The sequence below is a fragment of the Arthrobacter sp. TJ-270 genome (assembly GCF_058269075.1).
On sequence record NZ_JBZCNB010000002.1, the window covers coordinates 509,662 to 525,226 of the forward strand.

The 15,565-nt window shown below is 65.9% G+C and carries 14 protein-coding genes; 11 read left to right on the forward strand and 3 right to left on the reverse strand.

Annotated elements, in window-relative coordinates:
• The first annotated feature begins 293 nt into the window (after nucleotides 1-293).
• Both AC4D2M_RS07085 and AC4D2M_RS07090 read left to right on the forward strand, forming a co-directional pair.
• Nucleotides 294-1,841, forward strand: a complete 1,548-nt coding sequence (locus tag AC4D2M_RS07085) for an FG-GAP-like repeat-containing protein (RefSeq protein ID WP_490890900.1) — start codon at nucleotides 294-296, stop codon at nucleotides 1,839-1,841.
• 40 nt (nucleotides 1,842-1,881) lie between these two features.
• On the forward strand, nucleotides 1,882-2,331 hold the full coding sequence (locus AC4D2M_RS07090; protein WP_490890901.1) for a (deoxy)nucleoside triphosphate pyrophosphohydrolase: 450 nt from the start codon (nucleotides 1,882-1,884) through the stop codon (nucleotides 2,329-2,331).
• Nucleotides 2,332-2,353: 22 nt separating this feature from the next.
• Here AC4D2M_RS07090 and AC4D2M_RS07095 read toward each other — a convergent pair whose 3' ends face one another.
• The gene (locus tag AC4D2M_RS07095; RefSeq protein ID WP_490890903.1) at nucleotides 2,354-3,400 is read right to left on the reverse strand and encodes an Rv2578c family radical SAM protein; all 1,047 of its coding nucleotides are present in this window, start codon (nucleotides 3,398-3,400) and stop codon (nucleotides 2,354-2,356) included.
• A 61-nt stretch (nucleotides 3,401-3,461) separates the two neighbouring features.
• Here AC4D2M_RS07095 and pcp point away from each other — a divergent pair, with 61 nt between their 5' ends.
• Nucleotides 3,462-4,103, forward strand: coding sequence for a pyroglutamyl-peptidase I (pcp, locus tag AC4D2M_RS07100; protein ID WP_490890904.1), 642 nt, complete (start codon nucleotides 3,462-3,464; stop codon nucleotides 4,101-4,103).
• On the opposite strand, the gene AC4D2M_RS07105 is transcribed toward pcp, so the two are convergent.
• On the reverse strand, nucleotides 4,100-4,582 hold the full coding sequence (locus tag AC4D2M_RS07105) for a hypothetical protein (RefSeq protein ID WP_490890905.1): 483 nt from the start codon (nucleotides 4,580-4,582) through the stop codon (nucleotides 4,100-4,102). The genes pcp and AC4D2M_RS07105 overlap by 4 nt on opposite strands.
• Nucleotides 4,583-4,740: 158 nt before the next feature.
• Between AC4D2M_RS07105 and pheS the strand changes: the two genes are divergently transcribed.
• Both pheS and pheT read left to right on the forward strand, forming a co-directional pair.
• Complete coding sequence (gene pheS, locus AC4D2M_RS07110) at nucleotides 4,741-5,841, forward strand: phenylalanine--tRNA ligase subunit alpha (RefSeq protein WP_490890906.1); 1,101 nt, start codon at nucleotides 4,741-4,743, stop codon at nucleotides 5,839-5,841.
• A gap of 2 nt (nucleotides 5,842-5,843) precedes the next feature.
• Nucleotides 5,844-8,381, forward strand: coding sequence for a phenylalanine--tRNA ligase subunit beta (gene pheT / locus AC4D2M_RS07115; protein ID WP_490890907.1), 2,538 nt, complete (start codon nucleotides 5,844-5,846; stop codon nucleotides 8,379-8,381).
• 71 nt (nucleotides 8,382-8,452) lie between these two features.
• On the opposite strand, the gene AC4D2M_RS07120 is transcribed toward pheT, so the two are convergent.
• Nucleotides 8,453-9,418: a quinone oxidoreductase family protein gene (locus AC4D2M_RS07120; protein WP_490890908.1), complete on the reverse strand. Its 966-nt coding sequence runs from the start codon at nucleotides 9,416-9,418 to the stop codon at nucleotides 8,453-8,455.
• Between the two features lie 144 nt (nucleotides 9,419-9,562).
• Between AC4D2M_RS07120 and argC the strand changes: the two genes are divergently transcribed.
• The 6 genes from argC to AC4D2M_RS07150 are packed head-to-tail and all read left to right on the forward strand — an operon-like array spanning nucleotide 9,563 to nucleotide 15,529.
• On the forward strand, nucleotides 9,563-10,594 hold the full coding sequence (argC, locus tag AC4D2M_RS07125; protein WP_490890909.1) for an N-acetyl-gamma-glutamyl-phosphate reductase: 1,032 nt from the start codon (nucleotides 9,563-9,565) through the stop codon (nucleotides 10,592-10,594).
• Nucleotides 10,591-11,760, forward strand: coding sequence for a bifunctional glutamate N-acetyltransferase/amino-acid acetyltransferase ArgJ (gene argJ, locus AC4D2M_RS07130; protein ID WP_490890910.1), 1,170 nt, complete (start codon nucleotides 10,591-10,593; stop codon nucleotides 11,758-11,760). The genes argC and argJ overlap by 4 nt, the downstream gene beginning before the upstream one ends.
• Before the next feature lie 58 nt (nucleotides 11,761-11,818).
• Nucleotides 11,819-12,730 carry an acetylglutamate kinase gene (gene argB, locus AC4D2M_RS07135; protein WP_490890911.1) on the forward strand — a complete coding sequence of 304 codons (912 nt, stop codon included), beginning with the start codon at nucleotides 11,819-11,821 and terminating at the stop codon, nucleotides 12,728-12,730.
• 17 nt (nucleotides 12,731-12,747) lie between these two features.
• On the forward strand, nucleotides 12,748-14,043 hold the full coding sequence (locus tag AC4D2M_RS07140) for an acetylornithine transaminase (RefSeq protein WP_490890952.1): 1,296 nt from the start codon (nucleotides 12,748-12,750) through the stop codon (nucleotides 14,041-14,043).
• Nucleotides 14,040-14,984, forward strand: a complete 945-nt coding sequence (argF, locus tag AC4D2M_RS07145) for an ornithine carbamoyltransferase (protein ID WP_490890912.1) — start codon at nucleotides 14,040-14,042, stop codon at nucleotides 14,982-14,984. Before AC4D2M_RS07140 ends, argF begins: the two co-directional genes overlap by 4 nt.
• A complete protein-coding gene (locus tag AC4D2M_RS07150) occupies nucleotides 14,981-15,529 on the forward strand; it encodes an arginine repressor (RefSeq protein WP_490890913.1) in 549 nt (182 codons plus the stop codon). The genes argF and AC4D2M_RS07150 overlap by 4 nt, the downstream gene beginning before the upstream one ends.
• Nucleotides 15,530-15,565: the final 36 nt, after the last annotated feature.

The following is a 15,565-nucleotide window of genomic DNA, read 5'->3' on the forward strand; positions in this document are numbered from 1 at the left end:
TCGGGAAGCGCTTGTCGGCGCTTGTTTTCCAGCCGCGCATCGTTGAGCACTGCTTTCCACTTTACGGGTTTGAGACCGTATCGTCGCCAAATCGCTCCCGTTGTGAACATTCCGCGGCGCCGGCATCCGCTCTAAAATTGGACGGGCACGAGGAGCGCGGAGCCATGGATGGAACATCCCCAGAGCCAGTGAAAATTCCCGACTTGTCGTCTCGAGATTCGTCTCGCGGGCGGAACTACGGTGAGTCACTCGGCCCCCCATCATTCGTCCGCAGGGTCACTACCGTCTGCCTGTTGACGGTCAGCCTGATTGTGGGCATGCTCGGAACAACGCTTCCTGCGGCCCAGGCGGCGCCCCTGTTCGGGCATGACATTTCCTGGCCGCAATGCTCCACGGCACAGGGCGGATTCGGGCTGCCGCTTCCGCCGCCCGAATCCCAATTCGTGATCATCGGGCTGACCCGCGGACTGGCCTTCACCGAAAATCCGTGTCTGGCCGACCAGGTTGCCTGGGCGCGCAACAACCGCAAACCGGCCCATGGCTACTCCATGGGCACCTACCCTACGGCCGCTCAGCTCAACGCCTACGGCGGACAGGGGCCGTGGTCGTCCGCAACCCACGCAGGCAGGCTCTCCAATGTCGGGTACTCCGAAGCGCGGTTCGCCGTTCAAAGTCTGAACCGTGTCGGGTTCCGGCCGCCAGTGGTGTGGATTGACGTCGAACCACGTCCTGCGCAGCCCTGGCCGGGTGCCACCGCCGCCCAACGGCTGGACAACAGGTACGTCATCGAAGGGCTGATGCGCGGGCTGCGTGACGCCGGGTTCTCTTATGGGTTCTACTCCTATACAGCCGGTTGGCAGGAAATTGTCGGCCCTTGGCGGTTGCGGGGTGTGCCGGTCTGGGCCACCGCCGGACGGCTGGACTATCCGACGGAAGCGCTTGACCGTTGCTTCCAGCCGAGTTTTTCCGCTGGCCGCGTCTACATTTCACAGTGGTACGACGACGTGCGTGACTACAACCGCACCTGCGAACCGTACAACTTCACCCCGCTGCGCATACCGGCCTCGACACTGACCGGCTCTACCGCCGAGTTCAACGGGGACTGGCGCAATGACATCCTGGCACGCGTCGGTGCAACCGGTGACCTGAGGCTGTACGCAGGAAACGGCGTCGGCGGACTGAACCCGGGGACGCGTATCGGCAACGGCTGGGGCATCTTCAACGCCCTGGAGACGCCCGGTGACTTCAACGGCGACGGCCCCTCCGACGTCATTGCCCGTGAAGCAGCCACCGGAGTTCTGTGGCTCTACCGAGGAAACGGTACCGGCGGCTGGTTGCCCCGCATCCGCGTAGGACATGGCTGGAACGGATTCAGCAGCATTGTCGCCCCTGGTGACTTCAACGGTGACCAGCGGATGGACGTGCTGGCACGGGAGCGGGCAACTGGCGCACTGTGGCTGTACCCGGGGAACGGCTCTGGTGGGTGGCTGCCGCGCGTCCGCGTGGGCAGTAGCTGGAACTCCATGACCGCAATCGTGGGCCCTGGGGATTTCAACGGCGACAGGACAAGCGACATCCTCGCGCGGGACGGCGCAGGCCTCCTGTGGCTGTATCCGGGGAACGGCTCTGGTGGGTGGCTGCCGCGCGTCCGCGTCGGGCACGGCTGGAACTCGATGACCGCGATCGTCGGCGCAGGCGATCTCAACGGCGACCGCATCGCCGACATCGCCGCCCGGGACGCAAGCGGAGCCCTCTGGCTGTACCCCGGCAACGGGCGGTCCGGCTGGCTTCCGCGCAGTCCTCTGGGTTCGGGCTGGAACGGCATCAACGCGATCTTCTGACCCTTGCTGTAGTTGCGAAAGAGCGCCCTAAACTGGCTGGATGACCGAACTCCAGCGCAAACAGATTGTCGGCGCCGCCATTGTGGACTCTCTCACTGCACCATCGAGGCTGCTTGCAGCGCGCCGGACCGCTCCTGAACAGTTCGCGGGGCAGTGGGAATTTCCCGGCGGTAAGGTCGAGCCGGACGAGGATGACGTCGAGGCGCTCAAGCGCGAAGTGCGTGAGGAATTGGGTGTGGAAGTTCAGGTCGGTGCTGAACTCGAAGGTCCGGAAGCTGACGGCTGGCCTCTCAACGATTCGGCAGCGATGCGCGTCTGGCTCGCGGTCATCACCGCCGGCGTGCCGGCCGCGCTCCAAGATCATGACGAACTTCGCTGGGTGAGCCTGCAGGACACCGGCGAACTCAAAGATCTTCCCTGGATACCTGCCGACCGCCCGATCGTCGATGCACTGCTGGACACCGTAATCCCGGTTGCTGACCTGACCTAGACCCTGTTAGCAGAGGACCCGGTTAGAAAAGCGTCGGTTCGGCGGTCACCTCCTTCGCTATTAACGAGCCCGACGACGGCGCCTGGCCTCCCGCTTCCTCACGGAAGAAGCGTGCACCGGCGGACAACCCGTGACGACGGCGGTGCGTCTCAATGCGCTTTGAAAGCCACGTGCGGTACTCGCCTGAGGCGTAGGTGCCGCCGCGATACAGGCGCCGGTACCGTCCAACGAGTCCAGGGTGTGTCTTGGCCAGCCATTCCATGTACCACTCGCGTGCTCCCGGGCGCAGGTGCAGCGCTCCGGCCGACACACCGGTAGCTCCGGCAGCGGCCAGAGCACCGAACAGTGCGTCCAGTGCTTCGTCGCTGTCCGTCAGCCAGGGCAGGATGGGCATCGCCATGACTCCGCAGGGCAATCCGGCGTCCCTCAGCCGGGTGATGAGGTCCAGGCGTGCACGCGGGGTTGGTGTTCCCGGTTCCACGGCGTGCGCAAGTTCGGGGTCAAGCACGGCTAGGGAGATACCCATGCCGAGATGGACCTGCGTGCCGGCCTGCTTCAACAGCGGGATGTCGCGGCTGAGCAGGGTTCCCTTGGTGAGGATGGAGAAGGGCGTCCCGCTGTCGGCCAGGGCACGGATGATGTCCGGCATCAGCCGGTACCGGCCTTCGGCCCGCTGGTAGGGGTCCGTGTTGGTGCCCATTGCCACGTGTTCCCTGTTCCAGGAAGCCTTGGCCACCTCACGCCCAAGTACCTCACCGATGTTGGTTTTGACTACTACCTGTGAATCGAAATCAAGTCCGGTGTCCAGGTTGAGGTAGCTGTGGGTCTTCCGGGCGAAGCAGTAGACGCAGGCGTGGGAACAACCCCGATAGGGGTTGACCGTCCAGGAAAAAGGCATCCCGGAGTTTGCCGGGACGCGGTTGAGGGCCGATTTGGCAAGCACCTCGTGGAACGTGATGCCGGCGAACTCCGGAGTCCGTACGGACCGCACCAGCCCGGCAAGAGGTAACAGCGGCTCCGGCACACCCAGGGTGACCGCCGTCGTCTTCTTTTGCGCATCCCATCGCATGCTTTTATTAGAACATACGTTCGCATCCTCCGAGCTCAGGGCACGGCGCTAATCTTGGTGGATGATCCTGCTTACTGGTTTCGAGCCGTTCGGTGGTGAGACCGTCAACCCGTCCTGGGAGGCAGCGCAGCTGGCTGCTGCCACTCTTCTGGCCGAGGGCAAGCCGGCCGCAGCCGTCAGGTTGCCGTGTGTCTTCGGCACGAGTATTGACGTTCTGATGGGCGCGGTTCGTACCCACCAGCCGGAGCTTGTGCTCTGCGTAGGGCAGGCCGGAGGGCGGTCCGTGGTCTCGCTGGAGCGCGTCGCCATCAACGTGGACGACGCCCGCATCCCCGACAACGCAGGGAACCAGCCTGTGGACGATCCGATCCGGGTCGACGGTCCGGCAGCCTATTTCAGCAGCCTTCCGCTCAAGCGCACCCTGCGCGCGCTTACGCAGGCCGGACTGCCGGCCGCCGTATCGCAAACCGCCGGTACGTACGTCTGCAATCACGTCTTCTACGGGCTGATGGACCTGCTGGCCCGGGACGGGTCGAGCACGCGGGGCGGCTTCATCCATGTCCCGTTCTCCACGGAGCAGGCCGAAGTGCATGGCGCGCCTGGGCTCTCGATTCAGGACATGGCCGCGGCACTGGTTCTCATCGCCAGCGCCAGCGCCGAAACCGGGGCTGACGACCGGATCCCGGCGGGTGCCGAGCACTAGCGGCGTCGTCGGAACGCGGTGCCCTGAATCCTTCTGGAGCGCCGGCGTCGCAGCGCACGGCGGAGGGCAGGCCGCACGGGTCGTTCGATGTAGTCTCCCTCGCGCAACCCGGCGGCGCGCTCGAAGGGATTTCGTGACGCGGGATCACCCGTGAGGAGCCACGAGACACCGGCGAAGAAGAAATAGGCCGGGAAGAACGGCAAGCCCAGGCATAACGCGTACTGGGTACTGTGGCGTGCCTCGTGCTCCACGAGGTGTGGGCGCCGGGCGACCTCCTCCGGACCCGCCCGGAACAGCACCACGTTGCCCACGGTGAAGGCAGATGCTTTCGGCAGCGTGGGGGAGTAGCGGTGGGCGAAGATGAGCCCACGGGGAGCCGGCCGGAGTTCACAGCCGAGGAGCTTCGCCGAGACGACACCGAGCAGCGTTGACCCATTCAGCCAGTTGAGCGTCGAGCGCAGGCGGTCGCGACCGTTCATGGGCGCAAGTCTATAAATTCAGGAGGGTACATTCCCGTCCTGCGACCGGGGCATTCGGGTCACCTGCCTGCGGTCCTCTAGACTGGCAGGGCCGCAGGAATCATGCGACACAGCTGCCGGCACCCATTGCGCTCACGACACCAAGGTAAAGCACACTCATGTCTGAACCCACGAAGCCTGCGGACGTCCAGGAGGTGGACGCGACTGCGTCCAACATCGCCGTCGCCCCTAATCCGCTGGATGCCGAAGCAATCGCGGCCGCCGTTGACCACGCGCTGAACGAGATCGCCGCAGCCGCTGACCTCGACGAGCTCAAAGCCGTGCGGCTCGCCCACACCGGCGAAAAGTCCCCCATGAGCCTGGCCAACCGGCAGATCGGCTCACTCGCGAAGGACCAGAAGGCAGCGGCCGGCAAGATTATCGGCCCCGCCCGCGGACGCATCAACCAGGCGCTCGCAGCCCGCACCACGGAGCTCGAGGCAGAGCGCGATGCCCGCATCCTCGTGGAGGAGGCCGTCGACGTCACGGCAGCTCCGCGCCGTCGTCGTGCCGGTGCACGGCACCCGCTGTCGATCCTGCAGGAGCGGGTCAGCGACATCTTCATCGGCATGGGCTGGGAAATCGCGGAAGGTCCCGAGGTTGAATCCGAGTGGTTCAACTTCGACGCCCTCAACTTCAAGCCCGACCACCCTGCACGCGAAATGCAGGACACCTTCTTCGTGGAACCGCCCGAGGCGCACCTCGTCATGCGCACCCACACCTCCCCGGTGCAGGTGCGGGCCATGCTGGAGCGTGAGGTTCCCATGTACGTGCTGTGCCCCGGGAAGGTCTTCCGCACCGACGAGCTGGATGCCACCCACACTCCCGTGTTCCACCAGTTCGAGGGCCTCGCCATCGACAAGGGCCTGAGCATGGCTGACCTGCGCGGAACGCTCGAACACTTCGCCCGGCTCATGTTCGGTGACGACGCCGGCATCCGCCTGCGCCCCAACTACTTCCCCTTCACCGAGCCCTCCGCAGAACTGGATATCTGGCATCCCGGAGCCAAGGGCGGCCCCCAGTGGATCGAGTGGGGCGGCTGCGGCATGGTGCACCCCAATGTGCTCAGGGCAGCCGGCATTGATCCCGAGGTTTACTCGGGGTTCGCCTTCGGCATGGGTATTGAGCGCACCCTGATGTTCCGCAACGAGGTTTCTGATATGCGGGACATGATCGAGGGCGACGTACGTTTCAGCGAGCACTTCGGGATGGAGATCTAACCGTGCGAATTCCACTGTCCTGGTTGCGCGAGTACGCACAGGTTCCGGCGGAGGCCACCGCCGAAGATGTCATGGCCGAACTCGTGAAGGTCGGCCTTGAGGAAGAAGCCGTCCACCGTCCCACCGACACGCTCTCCGGACCGATCGTCGTGGGTCAGGTACTCTCGGTCGTCAAGGAACCGCAGAGCAACGGCAAGACCATCAACTGGTGCCAGGTCCGGGTGGTTCCGGAAGGTACCGAGCAGACCCTGACTGCGGATGGCATAGACCCTTCCGGAGTCCAGGGAATCGTCTGCGGCGCACACAACTTCGTCGAGGGCGACAAGGTGGTGGTTACCCTTCCCGGCGCCGTGCTTCCGGGTGATTTCCGCATTGCGGCGAGGAAGACCTACGGTCACGTCTCCGCCGGAATGATCGCCTCGGTCCGCGAACTGGGCATCGGCGAGGACCACGACGGCATCCTCGTGCTGTCCACAATCGGCCTGGACCCGGAGGTCGGTTCCGATGCCATGGAGCTATTGGGACTGTATGACCAGGCCGCCGAAATCAACGTGACGCCGGACCGCAGCTACTGCTTCTCGATCCGCGGGATCGCGCGGGAGTACGCCCACGCCACAGGTTCCGCTTTCACCGACCCGGCGGCCGCAGTCGTCGTCGATTCCGCGGCCGGCGCGGGCTACCCGGTGCGGCTTGAGGACCAGGCACCCATCTATGGAAACGCCGGCTGCGACCGTTTCGTGGCGCGCGTTGTCCGCGGCGTGGACGCCGCCCGTCCTACCCCGCAGTGGATGGTCGCCCGGCTGCGGTTGGCCGGAATCCGCTCCATCTCCCTGCCGGTCGATATCTCCAACTACGTGATGCTTGAGCTCGGCCAGCCCACGCACTGCTATGACGTCGCGAAGCTGACCGGCGACATCGTGGTGCGGCGGGCCAATGCCGGTGAAACCATCGTCACCCTCGATGACCGCAAGCGCGAGCTGCACGCCGAAGACCTGCTGATCTCAGATGGATCCGGCGCAATCGGTATTGCCGGCGTCATGGGCGGCGCGGAAACCGAGGTTTCCGACACCACCACCGACGTCCTCGTCGAGTCTGCACACTTCGACGAGGTGTCGATCGGACGCGCCCGCCGCCGCCACAAGCTGCCCTCCGAGGCGTCCAAGCGGTTCGAGCGCGGCGTCGACTGGGACGTTGCCGATGTCGCCGCGCAGCGCGTCGTGGACCTGCTCGTCAAGCTGGCCGGCGGTACCGCGGACACGGCGATCACCGACGTCGGGACCGCGCCCGAGCCCGTCCTGATTGACCTGCCCACCGGCTACGCATCCGAGCGGATCGGCATCGATTTCGCGCCGGAACAGGTGGTAGGCGCGCTTACGGACCTGGGCGCGGATGTGAGCGAGTACGACGGCGGCTGGCGCGTCACAGCCCCGAGCTGGCGCCACGACCTGACCATCAAGGATGACCTCGCTGAGGAGATCGCGCGACTGGTTGGCTACGACCAGATCCCGTCGCGTCTGCCGGTGGCCCCTCCCGGCCGCGGCCTCACGCGCTCCCAGCAACAGCGGCGACGGGTTATGGCCACGCTCGCGGGCTCCGGACTCACCGAGGTGCTGTCCTACCCCTTCGTTTCCCAGGAATCCAACGATACGTTCGGCGCTGCTGAGGGCACCGGTGCCGCCGTGAAGCTGGCCAACCCGCTCAGCGCCGAATACGGCTACCTGCGGCGTTCAATCCTCCCCGGCCTGATCGAAGTCGCGAAGCGGAACTCGTCGCGCGGTTTCCGCGACCTTGCGCTCTTCGAGGCGGGGCTGGTCTTCCTTCCGCAGGAAGGCCTCGGAACCTCAAGCATTCCGCCGCTCGGTGCACTGCCGGACGAGAAGACGCTCGAGGCCCTGTACGACGGACTGCCCCTGCAGCCCCTGACCATCGCCGCGGTGTTTCTGGGCAAGGATTCACCGGCTGCGGCCGGCCACACGCCCCGGCCGTGGGACTGGGCGGACGCGCTGGACACCGTCCGGCTGATGGCGGACGTCGTCGGTGTTGATCTCGTGGTCGAGCGGGGTGAGCATCAGGCGTTCCACCCCGGCCGCACCGCACGCGTCAGTCTGCGCAGCGGTGAGATGCTCGGGTACGCGGGCGAACTGCACCCGAAGCTTCTCGCTGCCCAGGACCTGCCGCCGCGCACCGTCGCGTTGGAGATCAATGCGGACCTGCTGTTCGACGCCGCCCCTGACGTGATCGTCGCACGGCCTCTGTCCACCTTCCCGGCCACAACCCAGGACGTTGCCCTCGTGGTCGACGCCGGACTGCCGGCGGATGCCGTTCTCGCCACGCTGCGCGAAGGGGCGGGTGAGCTTCTTGAGGAGGTGCACCTGTTCGACGTCTATTCCGGGCAGGGGATCGGGGAGGGCAAGAAGTCCCTCGCCTTCGGCCTGCGCTTCCGTGCCACCGACCGCACCCTGACGGCCGACGAGGCCAGCGCCGCCCGCGACCAGGCGGTCCACCTGGCGGCCGAGCGCCACGGAGCCGTCCAGCGTTAGTTCCACCGTTGAGTTGGCAGGACACGCCCCGAATGGATCTCCAAACGGGGCGTGTCCTGCCACTTCAACGTCTACGGGACGAGGAGGATCTTGCCGGTCGTCCTGCGCCCCTGCAGGTCCTCGTGTGCCTGGGCCGCCTCGGTGAGCGGGTAGCGGCTGCCGATCCGCACGCTGAGCGATCCGTCAGCAACCGCGCCGAAGACATCGCCTGAACGCCAGCGGCGCTCCTCGGCGGACCGCAGGTAGAACGCGAGGCTCGGCCTGGTGACGTAGAGCGAGCCGGAGCTGTTCAGCCGCTGCAGGTTGAAGTCGGGGACGGGACCAGACGCCGCCCCGAACAGCACCAGCATGCCGCGCACCCTCAGGGATTCCAGCGAACCATCGAAGGTCGCCTTGCCCACTCCGTCATAGACGACATCCACGCCGACACCGTCGGTCAGCTCACGCACGCGCTCCGGGAACCCTTCGTACCGAAGTACGACGTCAGCTCCTGCCTCACGCGCGAGCGTTTCCTTCTCGTCTGTGGAGACGGTGGTGATGACCCTGGCCCCCTTGGCCTTGAGCATCTGGGTCAGCAGGAGTCCTGTTCCGCCCGCTCCGGCATGCGTCAGCACCGTTTCGCCCGCCTGAACGGGATAGGTGGAATTGACCAGGTAGTGGGCCGTCATCCCCTGGAGCGGAAGCGCCGCGGCCGTCTCCAAGTCGACACCGTCAGGCACCGGCAGCGCCTTCTCTGCGTCCACGAGAGTGTATTCGGCGTAGGAACGGGAGCCTTCCGCAAAGGCAACGCGGTCACCCACCGAGAATCCCTGAGCATCCGGCCCCGCTTCGATGACCTCACCGGCGGCTTCCCCACCCGGAACGAAGGGATAGTCAACCGCATAGATGCCGGCGCGCTGGTACGTCTCGATGAAGTTCACTCCAACGGCCGCCACCTTCACCAGTAGCTGGGAACCGGTCGGCGTGGGCTGCTCGACACTAACGGGCTTCAGAACTTCCGGGTCACCGGCGCGCTCGGCTGCGATGGCAGTTGGCATGGTGGGTGTTTCCTCTCGTCGATGTGCTCTTACCTGCAGCCAACAGGACACCACACCTGGTCATTCCTGCGGCGCATTTTCTTTCGCCGGAAAGGGAGTGCATAAGTATGTGTTGTAGTGAATAGTTACTGTACGATGGTGCGCATGAGTATTTCCGTAGCAGTATCCGGAGCAAGCGGCTATGCCGGGGGCGAGGTTCTGCGCCTGCTTTCCACTCATCCGGAGGTGAGGATCGGGGCGATCACGGCACACAGCAGCGCCGGCAACCGGCTGGGTGAGGTGCAGCCGCACCTGCACTCCCTCACGGACCGCATCATCGAGGAAACGAACCCCGAAAACCTCAGCGGACACGACGTCGTTTTCCTGGCTCTGCCGCACGGTGCCAGTGCCGAGGTTGCTGCCCAGCTGCCCCCGGAGGTCCTCGTCATCGACGCCGGCGCCGACCACCGGCTCGAAGACGCCGACGCCTGGCACCGCTTCTACGGTTCCCCGCATGCCGGCACCTGGCCCTACGGACTTCCGGAGCTTCCGGGCGCCCGCGACGAACTGCGGGGCGCCCGCCGGATCGCAGTCCCGGGTTGCTACCCGACCAGCGCCCTCCTTGCGCTCACCCCCGGGTTCACCGCCGGACTGCTGCAGCCTGACGACGTCGTAATCGTGTCCGCCTCCGGTGCCTCCGGCGCCGGCAAGGCGATGAAGCCGCACCTACTCGGCTCGGAGATGATGGGCGGGATGAGCCCGTACGGAGTCGGCGGCAGCCACCGGCACACCCCGGAGGTCGAGCAGGGGCTGGGCTGGGCTGCCGGCACGCCCGTCACCGTTTCCTTCACGCCCACCCTTGCCCCCATGTCGCGCGGCATCCTGACCACGGCAACGGCGCGCGTGGTTCCCGGTACAAGCGCGGCGCAGCTCCGCGAGGCATGGGAAGCCGCCTACGACGACGAACCCTTCGTCACGCTGCTGCCTCCTGGTCAGTGGCCCGCGACGAAATCGGTCCTCGGCTCCAACGTCGCGCAGCTCCAGCTGGCCTTCGACGAGCACGCGGGCCGGGTAATCATCAGCTGCGCCATCGACAACCTCACCAAGGGGACTGCCGGCGGCGCAGTGCAGTCCATGAATATCGCCCTCGGTCTGCCTGAGACCACGGGCCTGACCGGATCAGGAGTTGCTCCGTGAGTGTTACCGAACCGCAGGGATTTCGCGCCGCAGGCGTCGCAGCAGGACTGAAGTCGACCGGCGCACGGGATGTCGCCGTCGTCGTCAATGATGGTCCGCACCACCACGCGGCAGCAGTCTTCACCTCCAACCGGGTGGCAGCTGCGCCGATCCACTGGTCACGCCAGGTGGTTTCCGACGGGCGTGTGGACGCCGTCGTCCTCAACTCGGGCGGAGCGAATGCCTGCACCGGCCCGGAGGGCTTCCAGAACACACACCGTACCGCTGAATTCGCGGCGGAGGCACTCGGTGTCTCTGCCACTGATGTCTTCGTTTGTTCCACGGGCCTCATCGGTGAACAACTGCCCATGGACAAGCTTCTCCCCGGGGTCAGTGAGGCAGTGGGCCATCTCTCCGAGGGCGGCGGCCGCGCTGCAGCCGAGGCGATCATGACCACCGACTCGGTGTCCAAGACAGCTACGTACCCGGCCACACCTGATGATCCGAGCGAGGGCTACTCCATCGGCGGTATGGCCAAGGGAGCCGGCATGCTGGCACCGGGTCTGGCAACCATGCTGGTGGTCCTGACCACTGACGCCGTGCTGGACTCGGCGGTCCTCGACACGGCGCTACGCGCCGCAACCCGCGTCACCTTCGACCGCGCCGATTCGGACGGCTGCATGTCCACCAATGACACCGTGGTGCTGCTGTCCTCGGGCGCTAGCGGGGTCCGGCCGGATCCGGCGCAGTTCGCCGAAGCCCTGACGGAGGTCTGCTTCTCGCTTGCCCACCAGCTCATCGAGGATGCCGAAGGCGCAAGCCATACCATCGCGATCCGGACCATCAACGCGGCCACCGAGGAAGACGCCGAGACAGTCGGCCGCTCCGTTGCCCGCTCCAACCTGTTCAAGGCGGCCATCTTCGGCAAGGATCCGAACTGGGGCAGGGTACTGGCAGCGGTCGGAACCACTGATGCGGCCTTCGAACCCGACCGCCTGGACGTAGCCATGAACGGCGTACAGATTTGCCGGGACGGCGGAATCGGCGAACCGCGGGAACTGGTCGACCTCAGCCCACGCCTCGTGACCGTCGAAATCAACCTCAACGCAGGTTCCGAGACGGCAACAATCTGGACGAACGACCTCACGCACGAATACGTACACGAGAACTCTGCTTACTCGAGCTGACGCCGGGAACACCAACCCCTGGAACGCCCACGCCGAAGACGCCGAGTCGAAGGATCACATGAACACTCTGAACGCTGCACAGGACAAGGCGGCAACCCTGATCGAGGCTCTGCCCTGGATCCAGCGGTTCGCCGGCACCACCATGGTCATCAAGTACGGCGGCAACGCCATGGTCAACGATGAACTGCGCCGCGCCTTCGCCGAAGACATCGTCTTCCTCCATCACGCAGGAATTCACCCCGTCGTGGTTCACGGCGGCGGACCGCAGATCAACGGCATGCTGGACCGGCTCGGCATCACCTCCGAGTTCAAGGGCGGGCTGCGCGTCACTACGCCGGAAGCCATGGATGTTGTCCGCATGGTGCTCACGGGGCAGGTAGGCAGGGAACTGGTCGGACTGATCAACTCGCACGGTCCGTACGCCGTTGGCCTGTCCGGTGAGGACGGCGGGCTCCTCCGGGCCATCCGGACGGGCACCGTGGTCGACGGCGAGGAAGTCGACCTCGGCCTCGTCGGTGAAGTGGTCGGAGTAAACCCCGCTGCAATCCTCGACATCCTTGAAGCCGGACGCATTCCCGTGATCTCCACGGTCGCCCCGGAGATCGACGGCGCGGGCAGCGGAACGGGGCAGGTCCTCAACGTCAACGCCGACACCGCCGCAGCAGCGCTCGCGGAAGCCCTCGCTGCATCGAAGCTTGTCATCCTCACCGATGTCGAAGGTCTCTACTCCAACTGGCCCGACCGTACGAGCCTCATCTCCTCCCTTACGGCTGCTCAACTGCGGGACCTCCTGCCCAGCCTCGAATCGGGAATGATCCCCAAGATGGCCGCATGCCTCAAGGCGGTCGACGGGGGAGTGGAGCGCGCACATATCGTCGACGGACGGCTGGCCCACTCGATGCTGCTCGAAATCTTCACCGCAGCCGGGATAGGCACCGAGGTAGTGCCGGACGAGGACCTGATCGCGTGAGCACCAGCGAATCCTCAATCGAAAGCGCAGCCGCGTCAGCACTTGTCGATCCGGCGAAGGGCAACGAGTGGCTGCAGCGTTATTCGAACGCCGTTCTCGGGGTGTTCGGCACCCCACAGCGCGTGCTGGTCCGCGGGGCCGGCTGCCTGGTCTGGGACGCCGACGGCAAACAGTACCTCGACCTGCTCGGCGGAATCGCCGTGAACGCCCTGGGCCACGCCCACCCGTTCGTCACCTCCGTGATCTCCTCGCAGCTGGCCACCTTGGGCCATGTGTCGAACTTCTTCACCAGCCCCACGCAGGTCGCGCTCGCGGAAAAACTGCTGTCCCTGTCCGGCGCTCAGGCGGGATCCAAGGTGTTCTTCGCGAACTCCGGTACGGAGGCCGTCGAGGCGGCGTTCAAGCTGGCGCGCCGCAACAGCACGCCTCCCCAGGATGGAAAACCCCGGACCCGCATCCTTGCGCTCGAGGGCGCATTCCACGGCCGGACCATGGGCGCCCTCGCGCTGACGGCCAAACAGGCGTACCGCGAGCCGTTCGAACCGCTTCCCGGCGGCGTCGAGCACCTGCCGTTTGATGACCTGGAGGCGCTGGAGGCGGCGCTCGATGAGTCCGTTGCCGCCGTCGTGCTTGAGCCGATCCAGGGCGAGGCAGGCGTCCGTCCGTTGAGCATCAGCTACCTTCAGAAGGCGCGCGAGCTCACCAGCAAGGCCGGCGCGCTGTTGATCCTGGACGAGGTGCAGACCGGAGTGGGTCGCACAGGGCGCTGGTTCGCCCATCAGGCCAGCGGAATCACGCCCGACGCCATGACCCTCGCCAAGGGCCTGGGCGGCGGTTTCCCGATCGGTGCGCTGGTGACTTTCGGACCTGAGGTTTCGGCGCTGCTCACACCGGGGCAGCACGGAACCACCTTCGGCGGCAATCCGGTCGCTACGGCCGCTGCGCTTGCCACCGTGCATGCGCTGGAGGCAGGTGCAGTGCTGCGGAACGCCGACGACGTCGGCAGCTTCCTCCGCAGTAACCTCGCCGGTGTGCACGGGGTGACGGAGGTTCGCGGCGAGGGTCTGCTGATCGGTTTCGACCTCGACGGCGACTACGCGGCCGGGGCTGTGACGGTGGCGCTCACCCACGGGTTCATCATCAATGCGCCCACGCCGCACACGCTGCGGCTCGCCCCACCGCTGATCCTGACCCGCGCAGAAGCCCAGAGCTTCCTCGATGCGTTGCCGGGAATCCTCGACACCGCGCGCGGCACCGGCGCACAAGACGGCGCACAAGACACTGCAGCACAGAGTACGGAGACTCCCGCATGACCCGCCATTTCCTTGTTGACACCGACCTCAGCCAGGCCGAGCAGAACGAGGTCCTCGATCTCGCACTTGAGCTGAAGAAGGCGCCGTACTCAAACTCCACCTATGCAGCTGAAGCCACCGGACGCAAGACCGTCGCGGTGATCTTCGACAAGACCTCCACACGGACCCGCGTGTCCTTCGCCACCGGCATCGCCGACCTCGGGGGTGTGCCGCTCATTATCGGTGCCGGCGAGTCGCAGCTTGGGCACAAGGAATCAATCACGGACACGGCCAAGGTTCTTGAGCGGATGGTCTCCACCATCGTCTGGCGAACGTACGCGCAGGCAGGGCTTGAGGAGATGGCTGCTGCCTCGTCCGTACCCGTGATCAACGCGCTCTCCGATGACTACCATCCGTGCCAGCTGCTCGCCGATCTGCTCACAATCCGCGAGCACAGGGGACAGTTGGCGGGCCTCTCACTGTCCTACTTCGGTGATGCCGCCAACAACATGGCGAACTCGTACCTGCTCGCCGGCGTGACCGCCGGTATGCACGTGCGCATCGCCGGTCCGGAAGGTTATCTTCCCGAGCAGCGCATCGTTGATGCCGCCAAGGAACGCGCCGCGCAAACCGGCGGTTCAGTCCTTATCACCACCGATGCCGCAGAGGCAGCTGCCGGTGCCGACGTCGTCGCCACTGACACCTGGGTGTCCATGGGCCAGGAAGTCGACGACGGCGCCAAGGCCGCGCGGTTCGAGCTGTTCCGTCCGTACGCAGTGAACGAGGCGCTGCTCGCGCAGGCGGCGGCGGGCGCTGTCGTACTCCACTGTCTGCCCGCTTACCGCGGGTATGAGATTTCCGCCGGCGTTCTTGACGGGCCGCAGTCTCTCGTCTGGGACGAGGCGGAGAACCGCCTGCACGCGCAGAAAGCGCTCATGGTGTGGCTCATGGAGCGCTCGTGACCTCCCAGCCTTCCGCCGGTCACCCCACTGGGCAGCCTACTGGTCAGCCGACAACGAAAACGGCCCGCCAGGCCCGGATCACGGCTCTGCTGACCGCGCAATCGGTGCGGTCCCAGTCCGAACTGGCGGACCTGCTTGCTGACGGCGGCCTCCAGGTTACCCAGGCCACGTTGTCCCGGGACCTCGTGGAGCTCGGCGCCGTGCGTGTCCGCGGCAAGGACGGCGCGCTCGTCTACGCCGTACCCGGGGAAGGCGGCGGCCGTGCTCCGCAAAGCGGCGTCACCCAGGAGATACTCGACAGCAGGTTGTCCCGGCTGTGCGGTGAACTCCTTGTGACGGCGGAAGCCTCCGGGAACCTGGTGGTCCTGCGAACCCCGCCGGGGGCCGCAAACTTCCTGGCTCTGGCCATCGACCATTCGGTCATGCCGTCCGTACTCGGTACGATCGCCGGAGACGACACCATCCTGCTGGTCACACGCGATCCCGCCGGCGGTGCGGACGTTGCCGCCCGGTTTCTACAGTTTGCGCACGAAGCCGCGTCCTGAGCCGAACCAATCTTCGAACCACCGAACATTCCACAA

Excerpts from the sequence above, each read along its gene's own strand:
- AC4D2M_RS07095 (WP_490890903.1), bottom strand. The coding sequence starts at position 3,400 with ATGCGATGGGATGCGCAAAAGAAGACGACGGCGGTCACCCTGGGTGTG.
- pheS (WP_490890906.1), top strand. The coding sequence starts at position 4,741 with ATGTCTGAACCCACGAAGCCTGCGGACGTCCAGGAGGTGGACGCGACT.
- AC4D2M_RS07120 (WP_490890908.1), bottom strand. The coding sequence starts at position 9,418 with ATGCCAACTGCCATCGCAGCCGAGCGCGCCGGTGACCCGGAAGTTCTG.
- argC (WP_490890909.1), top strand. The coding sequence starts at position 9,563 with ATGAGTATTTCCGTAGCAGTATCCGGAGCAAGCGGCTATGCCGGGGGC.
- AC4D2M_RS07090 (WP_490890901.1), top strand. The coding sequence starts at position 1,882 with ATGACCGAACTCCAGCGCAAACAGATTGTCGGCGCCGCCATTGTGGAC.
- argF (WP_490890912.1), top strand. The coding sequence starts at position 14,040 with ATGACCCGCCATTTCCTTGTTGACACCGACCTCAGCCAGGCCGAGCAG.
- AC4D2M_RS07105 (WP_490890905.1), bottom strand. The coding sequence starts at position 4,582 with ATGAACGGTCGCGACCGCCTGCGCTCGACGCTCAACTGGCTGAATGGG.
- argB (WP_490890911.1), top strand. The coding sequence starts at position 11,819 with ATGAACACTCTGAACGCTGCACAGGACAAGGCGGCAACCCTGATCGAG.
- pcp (WP_490890904.1), top strand. The coding sequence starts at position 3,462 with ATGATCCTGCTTACTGGTTTCGAGCCGTTCGGTGGTGAGACCGTCAAC.